Source organism: Austwickia chelonae NBRC 105200 (assembly GCF_000298175.1).
Classification (GTDB): Bacteria; Actinomycetota; Actinomycetes; order Actinomycetales; family Dermatophilaceae; genus Austwickia; species Austwickia chelonae.
Map to the genome: position 1 here is coordinate 424,908 of NZ_BAGZ01000008.1, position 21,619 is coordinate 446,526.

General features: G+C 66.1%; 17 protein-coding genes. 9 read left to right on the forward strand and 8 right to left on the reverse strand.

From position 1 onward, the window contains the following. Positions 1-2 precede the first annotated feature (2 nt). Positions 3-1,520 (reverse strand): O-antigen ligase family protein, encoded by a 1,518-nt coding sequence (locus AUCHE_RS08615; protein WP_006502900.1) that lies wholly within the window; start codon positions 1,518-1,520, stop codon positions 3-5. Positions 1,521-1,704: 184 nt separating this feature from the next. Between AUCHE_RS08615 and AUCHE_RS08620 the strand changes: the two genes are divergently transcribed. From AUCHE_RS08620 to AUCHE_RS08635, 4 genes are all read left to right on the forward strand, one after another. Continuing rightward, positions 1,705-2,865 (forward strand): DegT/DnrJ/EryC1/StrS family aminotransferase, encoded by a 1,161-nt coding sequence (locus tag AUCHE_RS08620; RefSeq protein WP_006502901.1) that lies wholly within the window; start codon positions 1,705-1,707, stop codon positions 2,863-2,865. After that, on the forward strand, positions 2,862-3,542 hold the full coding sequence (locus tag AUCHE_RS08625; protein WP_006502902.1) for a sugar transferase: 681 nt from the start codon (positions 2,862-2,864) through the stop codon (positions 3,540-3,542). Before AUCHE_RS08620 ends, AUCHE_RS08625 begins: the two co-directional genes overlap by 4 nt. A gap of 68 nt (positions 3,543-3,610) precedes the next feature. Beyond that, complete coding sequence (locus tag AUCHE_RS08630) at positions 3,611-5,083, forward strand: oligosaccharide flippase family protein (RefSeq protein WP_006502903.1); 1,473 nt, start codon at positions 3,611-3,613, stop codon at positions 5,081-5,083. 25 nt (positions 5,084-5,108) lie between these two features. After that, the gene (locus AUCHE_RS08635; RefSeq protein ID WP_006502904.1) at positions 5,109-6,398 is read left to right on the forward strand and encodes a glycosyltransferase; all 1,290 of its coding nucleotides are present in this window, start codon (positions 5,109-5,111) and stop codon (positions 6,396-6,398) included. 29 nt (positions 6,399-6,427) lie between these two features. Here the strand turns inward: AUCHE_RS08635 and AUCHE_RS08640 are convergent, their stop codons facing one another. Further along, positions 6,428-7,663, reverse strand: a complete 1,236-nt coding sequence (locus AUCHE_RS08640; protein ID WP_006502905.1) for a DNA recombination protein RmuC — start codon at positions 7,661-7,663, stop codon at positions 6,428-6,430. Positions 7,664-7,780: 117 nt separating this feature from the next. Here AUCHE_RS08640 and ychF point away from each other — a divergent pair, with 117 nt between their 5' ends. After that, complete coding sequence (gene ychF, locus AUCHE_RS08645; protein WP_006502906.1) at positions 7,781-8,860, forward strand: redox-regulated ATPase YchF; 1,080 nt, start codon at positions 7,781-7,783, stop codon at positions 8,858-8,860. A 187-nt stretch (positions 8,861-9,047) separates the two neighbouring features. Here ychF and AUCHE_RS08650 read toward each other — a convergent pair whose 3' ends face one another. Next, positions 9,048-9,596: a hypothetical protein gene (locus AUCHE_RS08650; protein WP_006502907.1), complete on the reverse strand. Its 549-nt coding sequence runs from the start codon at positions 9,594-9,596 to the stop codon at positions 9,048-9,050. A gap of 79 nt (positions 9,597-9,675) precedes the next feature. Beyond that, positions 9,676-11,607: a DNA helicase RecQ gene (gene recQ / locus AUCHE_RS08655; RefSeq protein WP_006502908.1), complete on the reverse strand. Its 1,932-nt coding sequence runs from the start codon at positions 11,605-11,607 to the stop codon at positions 9,676-9,678. 125 nt (positions 11,608-11,732) lie between these two features. On the opposite strand from recQ, the gene AUCHE_RS08660 reads away from it, so the two are divergent. The 4 genes from AUCHE_RS08660 to AUCHE_RS08675 all read left to right on the forward strand — a co-directional run bounded on the left by AUCHE_RS08660 (position 11,733) and on the right by AUCHE_RS08675 (position 17,361). Beyond that, positions 11,733-12,515, forward strand: coding sequence for an alpha/beta fold hydrolase (locus AUCHE_RS08660; RefSeq protein WP_006502909.1), 783 nt, complete (start codon positions 11,733-11,735; stop codon positions 12,513-12,515). Between the two features lie 269 nt (positions 12,516-12,784). Next, on the forward strand, positions 12,785-14,218 hold the full coding sequence (locus tag AUCHE_RS15640) for an FG-GAP repeat domain-containing protein (RefSeq protein WP_006502910.1): 1,434 nt from the start codon (positions 12,785-12,787) through the stop codon (positions 14,216-14,218). Positions 14,219-14,267: 49 nt separating this feature from the next. Beyond that, positions 14,268-14,714 (forward strand): deoxycytidylate deaminase, encoded by a 447-nt coding sequence (locus AUCHE_RS08670; protein WP_006502912.1) that lies wholly within the window; start codon positions 14,268-14,270, stop codon positions 14,712-14,714. 118 nt (positions 14,715-14,832) lie between these two features. After that, entirely contained in the window at positions 14,833-17,361 is a 2,529-nt protein-coding gene (locus AUCHE_RS08675; protein WP_006502913.1) for an NAD(P)-binding protein, read from the forward strand. Between the two features lie 44 nt (positions 17,362-17,405). On the opposite strand, the gene AUCHE_RS08680 is transcribed toward AUCHE_RS08675, so the two are convergent. The 4 genes from AUCHE_RS08680 to AUCHE_RS08695 form a co-directional block, all read right to left on the reverse strand. Further along, positions 17,406-18,206, reverse strand: coding sequence for a type 1 glutamine amidotransferase (locus tag AUCHE_RS08680; RefSeq protein WP_006502914.1), 801 nt, complete (start codon positions 18,204-18,206; stop codon positions 17,406-17,408). A gap of 335 nt (positions 18,207-18,541) precedes the next feature. Continuing rightward, a complete protein-coding gene (locus tag AUCHE_RS08685; RefSeq protein WP_006502915.1) occupies positions 18,542-20,239 on the reverse strand; it encodes an oleate hydratase in 1,698 nt (565 codons plus the stop codon). 183 nt (positions 20,240-20,422) lie between these two features. Beyond that, on the reverse strand, positions 20,423-21,001 hold the full coding sequence (locus AUCHE_RS08690; protein ID WP_006502916.1) for a TetR-like C-terminal domain-containing protein: 579 nt from the start codon (positions 20,999-21,001) through the stop codon (positions 20,423-20,425). A 110-nt stretch (positions 21,002-21,111) separates the two neighbouring features. Continuing rightward, positions 21,112-21,540 carry a CBS domain-containing protein gene (locus AUCHE_RS08695; RefSeq protein ID WP_006502917.1) on the reverse strand — a complete coding sequence of 143 codons (429 nt, stop codon included), beginning with the start codon at positions 21,538-21,540 and terminating at the stop codon, positions 21,112-21,114. Between the last annotated feature and the right edge of the window lie 79 nt (positions 21,541-21,619).

A 21,619-nucleotide genomic window follows, 5' to 3' on the forward strand; every position in this document is an offset into this window, starting at 1 on the left:
GATCACCTTTCTGTGGGTTCGGGGTGCGCCAGGACTGCGGGCGCAGCTTCTGACGCGGCGTCGGCCTGACGAGTGACGTGCTCATAGTTCCACGCCAGGGCGGCAGCATAGGCGCCCAGGAGCCAGAACGTGGGCGTCCCGATCGACGAACTGGTGATCACGCTGGTCACGGCGAGTGCCAACAGGATGCCCAGGCCCTCGAAGACCAGTGGGTCCGGCCACCACTGACGCAAGGGGCGGATCCGTAGGAGTCGTTGCAGCGACAGCAGGATGACGGCGACGATGGGAAGCAGCCCGATCAGGCCGTAGTTCACGGCGATCTCGAGGTAGGTGTTGTGCAGGTTCAGGACATGTTTTTTCGCAGCGGGTACTCCGGGCTGGTAGTCCGGGTCCTGGGCGACCAGGGTCAGTGCGGCTCCTGCTCCGGCCCCGTGGACCGGGTTCTCGCTCACGTAGCGCAGACCCAGCGCGGTCAGGTTGAGGCGGAGCTTGTCCGCGGAAGCGACATCGGCCTGTTTCTTGTCCGCGCTGATGTTGTCCTGGTAGCGGCCTGACTTGTTGGGGCGTGAGGCCTGGTCGGTGACCCGTTCGGGACGGACCCGGTTGAGATCGGAATCCTGGAGTAAGGGCATGCCGACGGTCAGGACGATCAGGGCGACCGGGACGAGGAACCGGCGGGTCGGCAGGCACCAGATCGCAGTGGCGACGAAGAGCATCATCAAGGCGAGCGCGCCTGCCCGACTGCCGGTCAGGTAGACGGTGAATCCGGCCAGGAGGAGACACCCGAAGATGGCGACGATCCGCCAGGTACGGGTGTTGGCAGCGACCGGGGGCGGGGCGGCGATGTCGTTCTCGGCGGCATCGATGCGATTCCGGTGCGGACGGTGCCCACCGACCTCACGGACGAGTTGGGCGCAGAGCACGGCCACCACGGCGACCATGAAGTTGGACAGCCCGTTCGGGTTGGTGTCCAGGCCTGCTACCGAGTACACCGAGTAGGTCCACTCCTGGACGCCGGTGACCTCGCCGAGATGCCGTCCGGTGAAGAATTCCCAGATGACGAAGAGCATGGTGACGACGAAGGCCAGGACCCAGCCGTGACGGAGGAGACGTACGCTCCGTGAACTGCCCCGGGTGAGGACGAGCACCACCCAGGAACCCCACATGGCCATGGTTCCGGCCAGGATTTCGGTGCGTCCGGTGCTGGGTGCGGGGGACCACATCAGGGTGAGGGGGGCCCACACCGTCCAGCAGAGCACCATCACCGAGTAGGCCATCGGCAATGTGCGTCGGCGGACTTCCATGAGGAACAGGGGGACTGCGATGATCAGGCCGACCGCCCACAGGATCCGGTAGAAGTAGGGGAAGCCCGATGCGCCGGGTACGACGGAGGCGAAAGGCCCGGCGAAGGCCAGGAGGGGGACGGCTATCAGCGCTTTCTGCGCGATCGGGTAACGGTTCATGATCTTTCCGGTCAGGCCGGTGCCGTCATCGGACGGAGTCGCGTTCCTGCTGATCATCTAAAGGTCAGCCTCCCCCTATAGGGATCAGTCCACACAGTCATGCGTGGACAACGTCAATCGTGGTGAACGTCGTTCCAGCCCATCACCGCAGTCGCAGCGTGGCGCTCTCCCCCTAGGGGGTAGCCTACCGAGCGGGTAGGACGACAGGCGTCCGCACTGCCCAGGATCAAGGAGGAAAACGGTGAGCCAGGATTCGTTCATCCCCTTCGCCCTACCGGATATCGGTGAAGAGGAGATCGAGGCCGTGGTGACGGCCATGCGTTCCGGATGGCTGACCACGGGCCCGAATGCTGCTGCTTTCGAGCAGGAGTTCGCCGACTTCCTCGGTGGCGGGGTCACCGCGATCGCGGTCAACTCGGCGACGGCCGGGTTGCATCTCGCCCTGGATGCCTGCGGCGTCGGCCCCGGTGACGAAGTCATCGTGCCCGACTGGACGTTCACCTCCACTGCTGAGGTCGTCCGTTATCTCGATGCCGATCCGGTGATGGTCGACGTGGACCCGGTCACCTTGTGTATCGACTATGCGGCGGCGGCTGCTGCGGTGACCGAGCGGACGAAGGCTGTCATGCCGGTGCATTTCGCCGGGGCGCCGGTCGACCGGGAGGCCACAGCGGCCTTCGCCCGGGAGCACGGGTTGAAGGTCGTCGAAGATGCTGCGCATTCGCTGCCCACCTACTCCCGTGGCCGGATCGTCGGTGACGGCGAGTCCGAGGCCGTGGTCTTCAGTTTCTACGCCACCAAGACCATGACCACCGGTGAAGGCGGAATGGTCGTGGTCCGGGACGAGGAGATGGCCCGTCGTATCCGAACGATGCGATTGCACGGCATCAACCGTGACGTCTTCGACCGGTATCGCAGTACGAAACCCAGCTGGTTCTACGAAGTGGTCGAGGCGGGGTACAAGTACAACCTGACTGATCCGGCCGCGGCGATGGGACGGGTGCAGTTGCGCCGTCAGCCGCAGATGGCTGCTGCCCGTCGAGCACTGGCGGTCCGCTATCTCGAAGCGTTTGCGGATCTCCCGGTGGAACTGCCTGCCGAACCGGATGTCCCGGGGAGCACGCACGCCTGGCACCTGTTCGTCATGAAGTTGCGGGAGGACGCCCCCGTGGACCGTGACACCTTCATCGCCCGGATGGCTGAGGCCGGGGTGGGATGCAGTGTCCACTTCATTCCGTTGCACCGGCAGCCGTACTACCGTGAACGGTATTCCTTGACCGCGGAGCAGTTCCCTGTCGCGGAGGCCGAGATCGGCCGAGCGGTCAGTCTGCCGTTGTTCTCCTCGATGACTGAGGACCAACGCGAGAAAGTGGTCGCCACCGTACGGGAGGTCCTGTCATGACGATGCCACGTGGATCGCGTCCGCCTCGGGACGACATGGGGCCGGTGCCCCCGCACGGCAGCCATCTGACTTCCCTCGACTCGCCTGGCACGAAGCGTGCCTTCGATGCGGCCTGCGCCACTGTGGGTCTCATCGTGACCTCACCGGTGATGGCGGCGATCGCCGTGGCGGTAGCCGTGGAGAGCCCCGGCGGGGTGCTCTTCCGTCAGGAGCGGGTGGGGTTGAACGGCAAGACTTTCCGGATCCACAAGTTCCGGACGATGGCGGCCTCTCATGACGGGAAACTGGTCAGTGCCACCGGCGATTCCCGGGTCACCCGGGTCGGTCGGGTGTTGCGGGCCAGTAAACTCGACGAACTTCCTCAGCTGATCGATGTGTTGCGTGGCGAGATGAGCCTGGTCGGTCCTCGGCCGGAGGTGCCAGTCTTCGTACGGCAGTGGCCCGAGGAACTGCGCCCGTTGATCCTCTCGGTCCGTCCGGGGATCACCGATCCCGGCAGCATCGTCTTCCGCAACGAAGCGGAGGAACTCGCCGAGGCGGACGACCCGGAACGGCACTATGTGGATTCGATCCTGCCCCGGAAGGCACGCCTCTACGCCGAATATGTACGGAACCGTAGTTTCCTCGGTGATCTACGGCTTCTCGGGTCGACGGTGAAGGTCGTGGCCAAGGGCTGAACGATGACGACGACGGGCGCAGACGCACCAGGTCGGACGTCCGACCTATGCGGCTTAGGATCAGGCCTGTGACCGAACCTGCTCCTGAACAGAGTCCTCCCTCACCTGGGAGGCTCACCCGTCTGTCGTCCCTGGCCCGACTCGGGAACGGTGGCGCCGGGCGTCATGTCGCCCAGCTCGGTGGCGGTACCGCTGTCGTCATGGCCATCCAACTGGGGGCTCAGGTCCTCCTCGGCCATTGGTATTCGGACGCCGAATTCGCCACCTTCCGTAACCTCGTCGCCTTCGCCACGATCGTCGCCATGGTTGCGACCCTGCGGTTGGAAATGACGATCCCGTTGGCGGAGGAGGAGAGCGGCGCCGACGACATCACCCGATTGGTCGTCGTTCTTGCCACAGGGGCATCTCTCATATGTCTTCCCGTGGCTGTCGTCTTGGCTGTCGGAGGGTGGGCTGTTCCGGAGGAATACCGGCTCTCCGTGTTGATCGCGCCTTTCGTGGTCTGGGCCAGTGCCTGTTTCACAGCTTTGCGGGCCTATCAAAGCCGTAAAGGGCAATTCCGGCAGATGAGCGATGCCAATATTGCTGGGACAGTCTTCACCGCAGGTACCCAGGTCGGCTTCGGTGGAGTGGGATTCACCTCCACCGGTTTGGGACTGGGCTACGGACTGGGCCGGCTCGCCGCCGTGTTCATGATGATCCGGCGCAGCACCCTGGCGTTGAAAGGCCGGGTCGACTTCGGACTCATCCGCACCTGGAAGCAGTTTCCCACCTGGATGTTGTTGCCCGCAGTGCTCAACGCGATCACTGTCGGTGCAGTATCTCCGCTGGTCACGATGCTGTACGGGCCGAAGTTCGCCGGTCAGTTCGGTTTCGCTCAAATGTTGCTGGCCGTGCCCGTGGCGATGCTCGGGCAGGCCGTCGCCAGCGTCTTCTACGTGCGCTTCGCTGCGATGCAACGCGACTCCCAGGACACCTCCCAGGCGATGATTCGCCTGGCCACAGTGTTGATGGGGATCGCCCTGATGATCTTCGTCCCGATCACCTTGCTCGGAAGGGAAGCCTTCAACCTGATCTGGGCCGACGGAAAATGGGAAACTGCCGGGTTCATCTGCGGGATCATGGCGCCCTATCTGATGGTCAACTTCGTCTCCTCGCCCCTGTCCGGCTATGCCGCGGTGAAGAACGAGGTCCGTCGGCAGTTCCTGTTGTCCTGGATCGAGGCAGGACTGCGGATTCCCGCGCTGGCACTCGGTCTCTGGTGGGGCGGTCCCTACATGGGGATCCTGGCTTACAGCGTTGCCGGCCTGCTGATCTGCCTCTATTGGGTTCTGTGGGTGACGACGCTCTCCGGAGCAGGACTCGCCCGTGGCTGGGGCGCGGTGGCCATCCCTCTCGTCGTCGCATTGATGTCCTCGATATGGTCATTTGAAGGCCGTGTCCTGGTCGATCAGATGGCCTATGTAGGGGTGTCCTTGGCCGTCTCGGTCGTCGCCGCCGGAATCGGTGGCCTGAGTGTCCTGAAGGCTCTACGCGCATGAACAGCGATCACATGAGGAGAACTGCATGAAGGTCTGGGTCGTGGCGGGGGAGTACCCGACGCCCGCACATCCGGGACATGGCACATTCGTCGCGGACCAGGTGGCTGCCCTGACCGCAGCAGGGCATCAGGTGCGGGTGATCGAATCCCTGCCGCCGTCCTTGCGGCCCTTGGCGAACAAGGCCAAGCCTGCTGCGCGCGCCGTGCTCTCCAAGGTCCCCAAGCCCAAGCGTCGTCCTCGTGTCCGTCGTGGACGGGGCCGCCGTATGCCGGTGAAGGCTGCGGTGACGGCGTTGCCGGCAGCGTCGACCCTGCCGGGGCAGGCGCGGCGGAAACTACGCCCTGTGCCTTTGAAAGGCGCTGCGGCCTCGGCGGCCCGTTCGGCCACCGGCGCAGGGCGCATCGTGCACGATGCTGTGGGGACCAAGGTTGCTGTCGCCCGGATGATCTCGCAGATGAAGGCCCTCATGGCGAGGGAGGGCAAACCTGATGTCATCCATGCCCACAATGTCTTCCCTGCGGGTGTCGCGACCGAGCGTTTCGCCCAGGACAACTACATTCCCTTCATCATGACCGAGCACATGACCGCCTATCTGCGCGGCCAGTACTCTGCCGGTGAGCTGGCCCTCGCCGGGTGGGTGCTCGACCACTCCTGGTGGGTGGTCGCCGTCAGCTCGACCCAGGCGAAGGCGCTGCCGGTTTCGAAGGAACGTGTCACCGTGGTGCCCAATGTCGTGGCCGTCGACGACTTCCGGCTGCGCGACGCGCAGGCCCATGCCACCGGCCCGGTGCTGTGCATCGGCAAACTCACTCCGCACAAGCGGATGGACCTGATGTTGCGGGCCTATGCGGAGCTTCCCGAGGAGGTCCGGTCGGCGCACCCGCTGCGGATCATCGGCTCGGGGCCGGACCACACACGGCTGACCGGGATCGCGTTGTCCCTGGGGCTGGGGTCAGGGGTGCTCGTCGGCCAGCGCAGCCGCTCCCAGATCGTCGAGGAGATGGCCGGGGCTGCGCTCCTCGTCTCCACGAGCGAGGTGGAGACCTTCGGAGTCACCATGATCGAGGCGTTGGCTGCCGGGGTTCCTTTCGTCGCCACCGACAGCGGTGGTCCCCGTGACATCTGGCAGCCCGGGCTGGGCCACCTGGTCGACTCCACCGATCCGACCGAGCTGGCACGGGTCGTCGAATCCGCGTTGACCGCGCCGACTGACCGGGCTGCGGACGAAGCACGTCGGGCCTCGGCGGTCTCCCGTTTCGGACCGACGGCGATCGCCTCCGCTTTGGAGAAGATCTACCGCAGCGCGCTTCCCTGACCCGGCCGGTCCGACCGGGACGGGCGGGCCTACGCAGTGTCCTGACGTGATGAGGGGCTGTCCAGACCGGCGAGCCGGGGCAGCCCCTGATCCTTGCCCTTCGTCTCCTCTTGTGCCTGCGCTGCCAAGAGTTCTGCTGCGGTGATCGGTCGTGGGGTGGCTTCCACCGTGGGCACGTCGGGCAGGGGCCGGCCGGCCAGGCCCAACTCGTGCATTCGCCGTGCAGTCACGAAGACCCGCCCCTCCAGCGCGCCGACGAGACCGTTGTAGTGGTCGACCGAACGGCGCAGACTCCCCCCCATCTTCGCCAGGTGCCCGTGCAGGGTCGAGAGCCGTTCGTGGAGTTCTTCCCCGAGCGCGAGAAGATCGCGGGCACTGGTGGCCACAGCGTCCTGACGCCAGGCGAAGGCCACACTGCGCAGCAGTGCCAACAAGGTCGCTGGACTGGCCAGGACGACCTTGCGGGACTGCGCGGCGTCGTACAACCCGGGGTCGGAGGAGAGCGCGGCGGCGAGCATCGCGTCCGCCGGGACGAAACAGATCACCATCTCCGGTGAGGTGGAGAACGCCGACCAGTACCGCTTCGCCGACAAGGCGTCGACATGGGCGCGTAACGCCGCGGCGTGCTCGGCGAGAAGTTCGGTACGTCGCCGGTCGGGCAGATCGTCGGCCTGGGCGGCGAGGAAGGCTGTCAACGGGGCCTTGGCGTCGACGACGAGGCACCGTTCTCCGGGTAGTCGTACGAGCAGGTCGGGGCGCACCGTCGCTTCGTGGTCGGAGACCGCGCTGACCTGTTCGTCGAAATCGCAGTGCGGCAGCATCCCGGAGTGTTCGCACACCCGACGCAATTGGGTCTCTCCCCAGGCTCCTCGTACCTGGGAGGAGTTCAATGCGCCGGCCAGGCCTGCGGTCTGCTGACGTAACGCGTGAGCCTGGGTGCTGACTTCGGCGAGCCGTTCGGCCAGCTGACCGTACTGTTCGACCCGGTCGCGTTCGAGGACGCCGACCTGCCGTTCCACCCGCAGCATGGCCTCCCGCAGCGGCGCCAAGGCGGCTGCGGTGGCATCGTCCGTGTCGGCGAAAGCCTGGATCTGGGCGATACGTTCCAGGTGGTGGATCTCCCTTTCCCGCAGGATGTCCCGCTCGGTGGTCAACGCGGCGATCTGCACGGCCTGACGACGGGTGGAGAACAGCCAGGCGAGGACGGCGCCGAAGGTTGCCGCGCACAGCAGGGCGACGAAGGAACCCAGCGACGATTCGGTCATGTCGCCCACTGTGGCAGAACGTACCGACATTCATCGGGCAAATCGGGACTTCCATCGGGGTGTGCCTCGCGGACAGCAGACCGGGGCACCCTCGCCCGGCCGGTAGACTTCCACCTCGTGGCTCTCACCATCGGCATCGTCGGACTTCCCAACGTCGGCAAGAGCACCATGTTCAACGCTTTGACGAAGAACAATGTGCTCGCCGCGAACTACCCCTTTGCGACCATCGAACCGAATGTCGGTGTGGTCCCCCTTCCGGACCCTCGGCTGGATCAGCTCGCCGGCGTCTTCGGTAGCGAGCGGACGATCCCGGCCACGGTCTCCTTCGTCGACATCGCCGGCATCGTCCGCGGAGCCAGCGAGGGTGAAGGCCTGGGCAACAAGTTCCTTGCGAACATCCGTGAGGCCGACGCCATCTGCCAGGTGATCCGCGCCTTCGTCGACGATGATGTCACCCACGTCGACGGCAAGGTCGACCCGCGTTCGGACATCGAGACCATCAACACCGAGCTGATCCTCGCCGACCTGCAGACCCTCGAGAAGGCCGTCCCGCGGTTGGAGAAAGAGGTCAAGGCCAAGAAGGCCGACAAAGGCCTGTTGGATGCGGCGCTCGCGGCGCGGGAGATCCTCGAGGCGGGCGACACCCTGTTCAGCAAGAAGGACCGTATCGATCTTGCGGAGCTGCGTGAACTGGGTCTGATGACGACCAAACCCTTCCTGTACGTCTTCAACGTCGACGAGGACCAGCTGGTCGACGAGGAGGAGAAGACCCGCCTGCAGGCGTTGGTGGCTCCGGTGGAAGCGGTCTTCCTGAACGCGAAGCTGGAGATGGAACTGACCGAGCTGGAGCCCGAGGAGGCTCAGGAGCTGCTCGAATCGGTCGGGGTGGACGAGCCGGGGTTGGACAAGCTGGCACACACCGGTTTCCGCACGTTGGGTTTGCAGACCTATCTGACGGCCGGGCCGAAGGAGGCCCGTGCGTGGACGATCCGGCAGGGTTGGACGGCTCCGCAAGCTGCAGGTGTGATCCACACCGATTTCCAGCGGGGTTTCATCAAGGCCGAGGTCGTTGCTTTCGACGACCTGCTCGCTGCCGGGTCGATGGCCGATGCGAAAGCCGCAGGCAAGGTCCGGATGGAGGGTAAGGACTACGTGATGGCCGACGGCGACGTGGTGGAGTTCCGCTTCAACGTGTAGTCACTGCAGCCAGCGCGCTGCGTGTCCTTCCGCTTGTCGTTTCGCAAGGCGGATTTGGCGGTGACCTGTGAGGAGAACCTGCCAGGCCGGACCGGCCCGGCAGGGGCGGTTGGGTGCTGGCTGGCCACGTCGCGCTGAAGGTTCGAAGGCCGGACAGCCGGTGGGCTACTCGCGCCCGACCACGACCTCACTCGCCGGGAGCTTGACCGACAGGCTCGACGCGTGCGCTTCTCCAGTCGATGCGGTCCGGGTCGATGATGAGTTCGTCCTCGCCTCCGAACAAGAGGCACGCGGTGACCGCCGTCGACTCGACCTGGGCGATACACACCCTGGGGGCGGAGTTCTCGCCGAATTGGTCGTAACGTACGGCGAAATCCTCCGCCACCTCACGCTGGAGGCTCCATGACCAACCACGGGCACCTTCTCCGCTGAAACCACGGTAGGCGATGAGAGACGCAGGCAAGGTGGCGTACCTGCGGAGTTCACAACGCGACATGACGCACGCCGGATCCGCAGCGGCGACCGCACGCCAGATCGCTGCCCAGGCATCCGGGCACCGTGACGGCAACTCCGCCTCGACCCAGGCATGACGGATGCTGGGGATCAAAGGTTCGATACCTTCGACTGCGATGCGCGCCGCGAGTGCCTCTGCGAGTTCGCACCCGGCACGTACGTGTTGTTCGAACGGGTTATCGCGCTCGGCGCGACTGTGCCGCTCACCCGGGTGTGGCTCCATGGGCCGACCGTAGCGCTAAGCCTGCCCTTCAGGCGCCCTGCGCGTCATCAGAGCGTGAGTGCAGGGCGCCCGGTCGGTGTCATCGCTCTTCGAGGGCGAGGTGCTGACCTGTCGTGACCTGGTCTTCCAACACGGCGAGGACCTCTTCGCCGTAGTCGGCGAGTTTCTTCGCACCGATGCCATTCACCGCGGCGAGGTCGGCGGACGTCGTCGGGCGAGCATCGACGATGCCGACGAGAGTGGCGTCGGAGAACACCATGTACGGGGCGATCTTCTTCTCCCGGGCGACCGAGGTGCGCCAGGCCCGCAACCGTTCGAAGATCTCCCGGTCCGCGGTGCCGAGGGATGTCGCCGCGCGTGGGGTGGCCGACCTCTCACCGGGGGCAGCCGGGCGGCGGGTGCGTCGCGTCTTCGTAGGCGCGCGGTACACGGCGAGTTCGACGACGGTCTCGCCTCGCAGCACGGCTCCGGCGCCTGGCCCGGGAGTGAGGACGCCGTAGTCACCGACGGCTTCGACGATGCCACGGGCCAGCAGCTGCCTCAGCGTCGAACGCCACTCGCGTTCGGATAGGTCGGTGCCGATGCCCCACACGGTCAACTCGGCATGTCGTGAAGCGCGGGACCGTTCCGACTCCCGGCCGAGCAGGATGTCGATGACCTGCCCTGCGCCGAAATGTTGGTCCCGTTCGCGGTCGAGACGGATGAGCGTCGACAGCAGCTTCTGAGCGGCGACCGTGCCGTCCCAGGTCTGGGGTGGTGCGAGACAGGTGTCGCAGTTGCCGCAGGGGGCGGACTCCTGGCCGAAGTAGCGCAGCAGCTGGACCCGGCGGCAGGTGACGCTCTCGCACAGGGCGAGCATCGCGTCGAGATGGGCGCGGGCATTGCGTTTGAACGTGTCGTCACCTTCACCGGTGTCGATGAACCGTCGCTGGCTCACTACATCCCCGAGCCCGTACGCCATCCACGCCGTCGCCGGTTGGCCGTCCCGTCCGGCCCGCCCCGTCTCCTGGTAGTAACCTTCGATGGATTTCGGCAGGTCGAGGTGGGCCACGAAACGTACGTCGGGTTTGTCGATGCCCATCCCGAAGGCGATCGTCGCGACAACAACGAGCCCGTCCTCCCGGAGGAAACGCTCCTGGTGGTCGCGACGCACCGAGACGTCGAGGCCGGCGTGATAAGGCACGGCCGGGACGCCCTGTTCGACGAGCCAGGTCGCGGTCTGTTCGACGCTCTTTCGCGACAGGCAGTAGACGATCCCCGACTCGCCGGCGTGTTCGGTGCGGATCAGCGTCAACAGTTGGTCGCGCGGACGGTCCTTGGGTTCGATGCGGTACTGGATGTTCGGCCGATCGAAACAGGAGACGAAATGCGCGGCCTGGCCGAGGCGGAGGTTCTGGGTGATCTCCTGGTGTGTGGCTCGGGTCGCGGTCGCGGTGAGTGCGATGCGCGGGACGGCGGGGAAGAGGTCGGCGAGGATTGACAGGCCGAGATAGTCGGGCCGGAAGTCGTGCCCCCATTGGGAGACGCAGTGGGCCTCGTCGATGGCGAACAACCCGATGTCGGCCCGTCGGAGAAGGTCGACCGTGCGGGGGAGGACGAGGCGTTCCGGCGCCAGGTACAACAGGTCCAGATCGCCTGCCAGGAGACGGGACTCGACGGCCCGTTCTTCGCCTGGGGTGAGGGTCGAGTTGAGGAAGGCCGCCCGGATCCCTACCGCGTCGAGCGCAGCGACCTGATCGGCCATCAGCGCGATGAGCGGGGAGACGACGACTCCGGTGCCCGGTCGTAGCAGTGCGGGAATCTGATAACAGAGCGATTTGCCGCCACCCGTCGGCATGAGGACCACGGCGTCGCCCCCGGCGGTGACATGATCGATGATCTGTGCCTGTTCGCCGCGGAAGTTGTCATATCCGAAGACCCGCGAGAGGACGTCCACTGCGCGAGCGTTGTGCGGGAGGTCCTCACCCGCGCTGTCGCCCGGGACCGACGGGGACGGAAGACGTTCGTTCATGGGAGCCCACGCTAATGGTCGGCCGGGGACGTGAGAGACGACCCCGGCTTCCGGGCCCCCCTGGATTCGCTGATCTGCAGACCTGACAGCGGAAAAGGTTAGTTACGGGGTGCTACTGTCCGCCCGTGAGTGAACCAGTTTTGCGTCGCTATGTGTATGGAACAGAAGCGAATCCCAACCTTTTCCTGGTGCACGGTTTGACGGACGCCGGGACGTGCTGGCCCGAAGCCGCAGCCCACTGGGCGGAGGAATGGCAGGTGATCGCCATCGACCAGCGTGGTCACGGCAGGTCACCGCACTTCGACACGGACGGACTGTCCGACATGTTCACCACCTTCATCGACGACCTGATCGGCGTGCTGGAGGAAGAAGGACCGGGCGTCGTGATCGGACACTCCCTGGGCGGCCGGATCGCGGCGGCCACCGCGACCCGCCGACCGGACCTCGTGACCGGCCTGGTCCTGGAAGACCCCGCCCTGACCGACGGCCCGGTGACCTCCCCGCGACTCACCCGCGACCAGCGACGCTTCCTCGCCGCATTCGACGACGCCGACAGCGCCGCCGAACAGGTGCGGGTTCAGGAAACCGCAGGTTGGTCCACCGTGGAGATCGAAGCCTGGGCCGAATGCAAGACCAGGGTCGACCTGCGCATGATCGACCGGCTCGACCTCGGAGACCTCGACGCTGCGACCGCGTACAACGCCCTCACCGTTCCGACCCTCGTGCTCTACGACGCCGACGGCATGCTGGCCGTACCCCGCGAAGGGATCGACAACCCGCTGGTACAGATCGAATATCTCGACGGCGTCGGCCACTGCATCCGGCGCGACGACCCTGCCAGGTTCTACGACATCGTGGACCGATGGCTGGAGAGCAAGCACTCGACGGACAGCCCCGTGACGGACTGATCTCCGGCCCGGCCGGGACGCGGTGCCACCACAGCTGCGCCCGGCCACCACCGGGTGAACCCACCCGAAGAACGATCCTATTTTTTCTGGTCGTCCTCGTGCGCGTGGCGCAGCCGGGAAGACCCACCGACCGGGCGGACACTGGCCATGACCGACCCGCGTCGCCGCCTGCCCACCCTCAGGACGGAACCCACCCACAACACCACACACGGGGGAGCGAAGCCACCGCCCGGCAGCGCAGCAGACCACGCCCACACCTGGAGAAACCCGTGAACAGACGCAGCCTCAGAGCAGCCGTCCCGCTCGGTGCCCTCACCCTCCTCGTCGCCGGGCTCCCGGCCCCGACAGCACAGGCCGAACCCGCAAACCCTGACGAACGGCCACGAATCCTCCAGGACCAGGGCGACGGCAAAGGCTCCGACGGACTCCACCCCCAATGGGGCGTGACCCCGGCCCCCGGGCAGGACTGCCCGGCCAACTCGACCAAACTCCCCACCCTGATCGGCGCGGAGAACTTCGAGAACCCCACCTCGACCCTGTTCGAGATCACCGGTATGACGACCACCACCGGCACCACCGGACACCACCAACAACACATCGGACAGGTCGGTGCCCCCGACGCCACCCTGCTCCGCACCCGCGTCCTGACCACCGGTCACAACCGGATCTACGTGAAATTCGACGTCCGAGGAGACTTCGGCCGTCGAGAGATCGCCGTGGCCCCGAACAATGCCTCCGGCGGATGGGTCGTCACCCCCGCCGCCTCTGCAGACCCGCCGGCCGCCCCGGACACCTGGCGCACCGTCCGGATGGACCTCACCGACGGAGCCAACGAAGGCGCCTGGAAGAACGACCTCAAGATCCAATGGCTCCGTAAACAACAGACCGCCAGCACCGTCGACATCGACAACATCGAGATCTACCAGTGCACACCGGCACCGGTCGGCGAACCCGGCGATTTCAACGGCGACGGTTTCGCCGACGCAGTCTTCGCCATGCACGGCGGCGAACTGATCCTCGGCGCAGGAAGCCCGATCACCCCGAACTCGCTGTGGCTCGGCGGAGTCGGCTGGAACACCATGACCTGGATCGGATCCGTCGGCGACACCAACGGCGACCGATTCACCGACCTGCTGGCCCGCACCTCCACCGGAGACCTCCTCGCCTACTACGGCGACGGCGTACGCGGCTTCACCGGCTCACGCAAGATCGGCAACGGCTGGCAGTCGATGACCTCGATCATCCCGGTCGGCGATGTCAACGGCGACGGACGTCAGGACCTCATCGCCCGCGACCAGGCCGGAACCATGCGCCTCTACTCCTTCCGAACCGACGGCGGACTCGAAGGAGGCAAGGTCGTCGGCTCCGGATGGAACAGCTTCCAGGACGTGGTCGGTATCCGCACCTCCACGAAACCAGGCATACCCACCCGGCTGTACGCCGTGGACGCCCACGGCGACCTCAAGTCCTACACGGTGTCCTCGTCCGGTGCGATGACCGGCTGGGGCAAACGCGTCGGCAACGGCTGGGGATTCCGCGCCATCACCAGCGTGGGCGACTTCGACGGCGACGGCCTCGACGACATCCTCGCCGTCGCCGACGACGGCACCGCCTACGTGTACCCGACCCGAGGCGACGGACAGTGGAAGCCGACCCTGAAGATCCCCGAGAAGATCTGGAACGGAGCCAAACTGATCGGCTGACCGCGGTCGACCGGCACCACGGCACCGACGCGAAGTAGGGTGACCCGTCATGGCACCGCACTCGCAGGTCCCCGACTGGGACGACTACTTCCTCGGCATCGCCGACGCCGTCTCCGCGCGGGCCAAATGCCGCCGGCGCAAGGTCGGCGCGGTGCTGGTCATCGACCGTCGCATCATCGCGACCGGATACAACGGCGCCGCACCAGGCGAGGCCGACTGCCTCGACGGAGCCTGCCCCCGAGGACGGTTGGGTTACGACGAGATACCCGGACTGGGCGATTACGACCGCCCGGGCACCCCCGGCTTCTGTATCGCCATCCACGCCGAGGTCAACGCCTTGCTCTTCGCGACCCGGGACACCAAGGGCGCCACCGCGTACATCACCGATCCGCCCTGCCCGGGATGTCGCAAGGCGCTCGCCGCCGCCGGCATCGTCCGTGCCGTCTGGCCCGAAGGACAGTACGACCGGCCCGGACTCACCTGCTGGAGCTCCTGACCGGGCCGGAGGAGGACCTTGGTCATGCCGTCGAGGGAGACGTCCGACATAGTCTGACCGGGTTCGTATCCACCTGGCGTGGGCCTCGGAGCGCGCCAGCCCAGCAGCCGGATAGGACATGACCACTCCTGAAGATCCGGGAGCCTCGGCGAAGAGCGAAGGGTCGGCCGACCCCTTCGTCACCGAGTACGAGTTGCTCCGTCGCCGTATGCGACTCGATCCTGACCTGTTCACCCAGGTGGCGGCGATCCCCGGCTGCGAATCCCTGGTCGACGCACTCCAGCAGGACGACATCGGACAGGAACTCACCCACCGGCTGTGGGACGTCCTGTTGGTCGACGACGCGAACAGCAGATCGCTCATGCACTTCCTGTGGGTGTCGACCCTGCCCTGCAAGAAACGTTTCATCAGGGGGTTGGACAGATATCTCTCCGGCCCGTACCCCATGTTCGCCGGACTCTCCCGGAAATGGCCGGGCGGGAACTCCATCCCCCCGTACGTACGGGACGCCACCGAACGGGTCGGTGATTTCGAGATGGTGGACCAGGGCTACCTGGGCTACCTGAAAGTGGGATACACCGAACGCGAGGTCGAACTCCTGGTGTGGTTGGAGGCTTTGCGCGACCGGCAGTGCAGCGATCGCCCCTGCCAGGTCGGCGGGCGGACTACGGCGTCCCGGCTCGGTCGGCCACCCGCCACCGCAGGGGGTTGCCCTCTGCAGGTGCATATCCCCGAGGTCCTGGCCCTCGTCGGACGAGGACATTTCCACGAGGCCTTCGAATTGGTCGAGTCGTGCCATCCGTTGCCGGATCTCACCGGTCTGACCTGCCCGCAGGACGAGCACTGCCGCGGGGCCTGCATCTACGGTGCTCCGATCCCGATCGGTCAGCTGGAGGCCTTCCTCCCGGCCCGGGCACGCCTGCACAACCGCCGGGAGGGCGGTTCGGCAACCGTACCCGACCCCTGGACCGTGGCGCGTCGTCCTCCGGTCGCAGTGGTCGGCTCGGGACCTTCCGGGTTGATCCACGCCTATCTGCTCGCGGCGCGCGGATATCCGGTGGCTGTCTTCGAGGCCTTGCCCGACCTCGGCGGCACCCTGCGCTACCGGATCCCGGAGTTCAGGCTGCCCCGCCACCTGATCGACGACATCGTCGGGCGGATCACCGCGCTGGGGGGTCGCTTCATCCCTGATTTCGTGGTCGGCCGGTCCGCCTCGGTGCAGGATCTGCGGGCAGCCGGTTACTGGCGTGTCGTCCCGAGCAGCGCCTCCGATGGTCCTCGTTTCCCCGATGTCCCCGGGGTTCGGCTTCCCGGGATCCTCAGCGCCGACGAATTCCTGCTCCGGACGAATCTGACCGGAGGCCCGTATCCCGCCGGACGGCGGGATCTCGATCTGCGCGGGGAACAGACGGTGGTGATCGGGGACGGGGACATGGCTCTCGACGTGGCCCGCACGGTGCGACGTCTCGGCGGTGAGGCCATGGTCGTCCGTGAGGACGTGTGCGACCCCTCCCGGAACATCGAGCTCCGGTATGCGGTGGAGGAAGGCGTCCGGTTACGCGCCGAGGCCGCCGTGACCGGTTTCGTACCAGGAGAGGACGGCGCGGTAGCGGGGGTCGAGGTGTGCTCGAGCCGGTCGATTCCGGCGAGGCAGGTGCTTCCCGCCGGTCTGGTCGTCGTGGCGCTGGGTGGTTCGGTCGGTCCCGATGCCGCGGTCGCTGCCGGGGCTGCCCGCACTGCGGCGGAGGATCTTCTGGAGCGGGCCGATGTGCAGGTCGACGATGTCGCCGATCGGGTGTGTCGGGCCGCCGAGTTCACCGATCTGGCGCAGCACCCGCATCGGGTGATCGCCCGTCGGGTGCTCGCGGGTGGTTTCGTCGAAGTGGAGCTGACGGCTCCGCTGGTCGCCAGGGCAGCACTGCCTGGCCAGTTCGTCCGGGTGCGGGCTGGTGTCGGAGACGAGCTGGTCCCGTTGTCCTTGGCGGACTGGGACGTCCTGCGAGGCACGGTCACCCTGGTCGTCCGGGAGAGGAGGGGCGGTGAGGGCGTCCTCGCGGCGATGCGGGTGGGGGAGGAGCTCGCCGGGTTGGCCGGTCCGTTGGGGCGGGCCACCGGTTTCGACCGTCAGGACGGCGGGGGCCTGCTCGTCGTGGTGGCCGGTGGTGGTGCGCCACGGGTGCATGCGGTGGTGCGTGCCTGTCTGCGGGTGGGGCGCCGGGTCCATCTGGTGGTGTCGGGGGAGGACGGGTGTTCGGTGTGGACCGGGCCGGGGAGTCCTTTCGACCGGTTGCGCGGGGAGTTCTCGGAGCGTCTGGTCGTGTGGTCGTGCGGTACCGCCGGGTCGCGTCCTCGGCGGGAGGTCGTGGAGTCCTTGCTGGTTGGGAAGGGCCCCATCGCCGGGGTTCTGGCCGCAGGGCCGTCGTTCTTCCTGCGTTCGGTGGCCGAACAGTGTCGATCGTGGGGGGTGCCCTGTTCGGTGGTCGTGAACTCGACGGTGGTGGATGCTACCGGTACCTGCGGTGCCTGCCTGGTGCCGATGTCTCAGGAGGGGGAGTCGTCGTGGTGTCGTGCGTGTGTCGACGGTCCTGAGATGGACGGTCATCTGATTGATTGGGATCGTTTCCTGCCCCGTTGCCCGCGGGGGTGATCTCGGCGCCGACGTCCTGTCAGGGAGGCACCTTCAGTGTTCAGTCAGTGGCGGGCGATCCGGGAGATCCCGGTGGGGGGGTGCTGTGGCGCGGACGGAGGATGGGGCAGGACGACGCGTTGCGACCGGTGTTCGTCCTGGGTGAGGGCGAAGAAGCGGGCAGCGAAGGGGGCCCAGTGAGCGGCGAGTTCGCGGTCGTGTTCGTGGGCTTCCCGGGTGATTTCTGCAGGGGTGGGCAGTCCTTCTGCGGTCGGTTGTTCGTCGTGTCCCCATCGTCGGACGACGGTGTCATCGGCTTCGGGGTGTCCTTGGACGCCCCAGGCGGTGTCGCGGTATCGGGCGATCTGGATGTGTCCGGTGTCATCGGTGGCGAGGACGACGGTGTGTTCGGGGGCGTCGGTGACGGTGTCGCTGTTCCAGTGCAGGAGCTGGGTTCCTCGGTGGAGGGTCTGGGACAGGGGGTCGTCGGCTGCGGCTGCGGTGAGGGAGACGGGACGGACGCCGCGGCGTGGGCCTTGCGGGTGGGGGGCTACCTGGCCGCCGAGGGCGAGGGCGGCGAGTTGGTGTCCCAGGCAGATCCCGAGGAAGGGAACGGCGTGGGCGACGGCTTGCGCGATGAGATGTTTAGTGCCGACCAGCCAGGGGTAGTGGAGATCGTCATGTGCACTCATGGCGCCGCCGAGGACGATGTATCCGCTGTGCTCGCTGAGGTGCGTGGGCACTTGGTCGCCGGCGTGGCAGCGTCGGATATCGAGGTCGGTGTGTGCTTCACCGGCCCAGGTGATGAGCCGTCCCGGAGGGCATTCCTCCTCGTGCTCGATGACGAGGACGGGGAGTGACTGCATAGGAGCACCTTAGGGAATCTGCAGTGGGTGGCGGTGGACCTGAGATCGACTCGACGTTCACTTACGGCCATACTGTTAAGGAGATGTGTCCAGGAGGGGCGTATCGGTGCAGTTCACGTGCTTGTCGTAGGTAAAAGTGAAAAGCGGCACGTCGGTGCGACGAATCGGCCGGGGGTCGGCTGCCCTGTGCGGCAGACCGGTCAGGGCGATGGTTGTGACCGTTCGATGTCAAAAGGCTCGGGAAAGCGCGCCATGCGTCGATAAGGACTGCGGAACGTGGCGGGCGGCGGAGGAGGGGCCGCCGCCCGCCACGGACCGTTCCTCGGCCCGGGGGCTCAACCCAGCAGGCGGGTCAGTTCGGTTCGGGCGAGCAGTGCGCTCAACGGCAGGTCCTTCACCGGGATCTTGTCCAGTCCCAGCAGCACCTGTGCCGCCTCGGCGAGGACCCGGATGTCGTACCGGCTCGGGTGAACCGGGATGACCGGGCGGGAGATCCCCAACAAGCCGTAGACCGCTGTCATGGCGGTGCGGATGGAGTACTCCACGGTGAAGACGCAGTCGTCCGGGACCTCGGCGAATTGGCCGAGGAAGGCGAGATTGCGACTTCCCTGGGGGATCACCTGGGGCCGGTCACCGGGGACGCGGGGCATGAACTGCGAGGTGATGTACGGCAGCATCGCGGGGATCACGTTGACGGTGTGCTCCAGGACCTCGTCGATCCGGTCTTTCATGCCGACGTGGTAGAGGAGCTCGGTGAACATTTCCCGCCCGGTGCATTCGGAGATGCTCTTCTGCACGTAGTCGCCGGGGGTGTCCATGTTGAGGGCGTATGCCCAGAGCACTTTCACGTTGTCCGGCTGGTCTGCGAAGTGGGGGTTCTTGGGCAGGCCCCAGCTGAGCATCCAGGCCGAGTCCTTGACTGCGGTGACCCCGCCCATCCCGGAAGGGTTGTCGGTCAGTTTTTCCAGATAGGGGAAGAGCAGGTCGTCGTCGGCGAGGGTGACGGTGAAGGACAGCCACTTGGTGCGGTCGATGTCTTCGCAGAAGACGTCGGGATGTCCGAAGAACGGTGACTGAGGGGCCATCTTCTGCCACACGCTGAAGCAGCCTTTGTCGTCGCTGCGGTCGATGACGGCGGGGTGGTCGAGGTCGCCGTAGGTGCTGTTCTGCGTCATGGATCCGTTGGTGAAGAGCACCAGGTCGGTGGGTTCGGGGGTGATGGTGTGTTCCTGGCCGTCGGCCCGGTAGTGCACTGCGGTGGCGGTGATCTGGTCGTCGTCGGTGTCGACTTCGATGTCGGTGACGGTGGCTCCGAGCATGACCTGGACCCCTTTGGTCTGCAGCCAGCGCACCAGGGGGAGCACCAGGGAGTCGTACTGGTTGTACTCGGTGTGCAGGATGCCTTTGAGTTGGTTCATCCCGCTGATGAGGTGCATGAATCGTTCCATGTAGCGTTTGAACTCGACCACGGAGTGCCAGGGTTGGAAGGCGAACATCGAGGCCCAGAAGTACCAGAAGTTCGTCTCGAAGAAGTCTGCGGGGAAGAATTCTTCGGCGGTGGTCGCGCCGAGGGCTTCTTCGGTGGTCAGGTGCAGACGGGCCAGGGTCATCGCTTGGGCGGAGGACAGTCCGAGTTGGGAGAAGTCGGCGATCTGCCCTTGGTTCTCGGTGAGCCGGCAGTGCGATTCGATGGGTTCGGCCAGGTTGAGTTCGTGGAAGTCGTCCAGGACGGACCGGTCGGGGTCGGCCAGTGAGGGGATGGAGCGGAACAGGTCCATGAAGCATTCGAAGTGGGCTTCGATCTCCCTGCCGCCGCGGACGACGTAACCCTGTTGGGGGCTGCCTGCTCCGTCGAGGGATCCTCCGGGGCGTTCCAGGGATTCCAGGACGAGGATGTTCTCCCCGGGCATTCGGGCGTCGCGGACCAGGAAGGCCGCTGCGGCCAGGGAGGCGATGCCGCCGCCGATCAGGTAGGCGTGCCGTTGGTCGATATCGTGCGGCGGGCGGGGGGAGATCAGGTTGTAGTTGCCCATGTGGCATCGGCCTTCCGTAGCGGAGGAGGCAGCTGTTCTGCCTCGTAGGCCTTCACTGTTCGTGACGCTGGGCGGGGTGGGCAATGGACAACCTGCGGCGGTTGTGTCAGATCTGCACAGGTCGGCGTGGTTGTGTCGTCGGGTGGGTGTGCCAGGTCTTTCCGGTCGTCCTGGGTGTCGGGTTCAGGCGGCGTCCTCGGCGCTCTGGTTGCTCAGGACGTGGCGGATGGTTCCGTTGAGCATGGTGCAGACCCGGTGGTGCACCTCGGAGGCGGGTTCGTCGAGGCCGTCGTCGATCCAGTCGAGGTAGACGCCGAGGAGGGCGTGTCCGAAGAAATGCGCGGTGCGGCGTCGTGTCTGGGGGGTGGCTTGTCCGTGGGGGCCGGGGGGCAGTTCGTCGATGACTTTCTCCAGGAGGAGGCTGAAGATCTCCAGCAGCATCCGTTCGAGGCGGGTGCGGGCGACGGACTGGTGGATGCTCAGGCAGAGTTCACGGTTGGTGACGGTGTAGTCGAGTAGGCGTTGGATCGCGATGGGCCAGGTGTTCTCGTGGCTGTGCCGGGACAGCTCGTGTCCGATCTCTGTGCGGAAGAGGTAGACGAGGAGGTCGTAGACGTCGCAGAAGTGGTTGTAGAAGGTGTGTCGTGAGACGCCGCAGTGGTCGGTGATCATCCGCACGGTGATCTTGGGTAGGCGGTGGGTCAGCAGGAGGTCACGCAGCGCGGCGGCCAGGGCCCGGTCGGTGAGTTCGGACACGGACACCTGTGCTCCTGGATGTCACTTCGGGGACAGGACATCCTGATCGTAGGTCGTTGTGGCCCAGGAGTTTTCCTGATTCCGGGGAAGTTGTGGAAGGTGTTTGTCGCGGAGGTTCACTGCTGGATGTACTCGGCCAGGTGGTCGGCTTCGTCCTGGAGTTGTCCGATGCGTTCTTTCACCACGTCGCCGATGCTGACCAGCCCGACCATCTGGTCGTCGCGCACGACCGGGACATGTCGGATCCGCCGGGTGGTCATCTCGCGGGAGAGTTCGGCGACAGGCATCTGCGGAGGGCAGGTGTGCACTTCGACGGTCATGATGTCGCGCACGGAGGCGTGGAGACATTCTGGGTCGCGGGCGAGGCATCGGACGATGTCGCGTTCGCTGACGATGCCGGCGATGGTGGTGCCGTCGTTGCTGACGACCACGGCGCCGATGCGGTGTTCGGCGAGGAGTGCGATCAGGGAGGTGACGCTGGCGTCCTCCCGGATGGTCGTCACGAACGGGTGTTCTTTGTTCTTGAGGACGTCGGAGATCAGCATGGACAGACGCTAGTGGGGGGCTTCCGTGGTGCGGAAGGGGCATTCCACGAAATGGACAAATCTCCGATGGGTCGCGCTG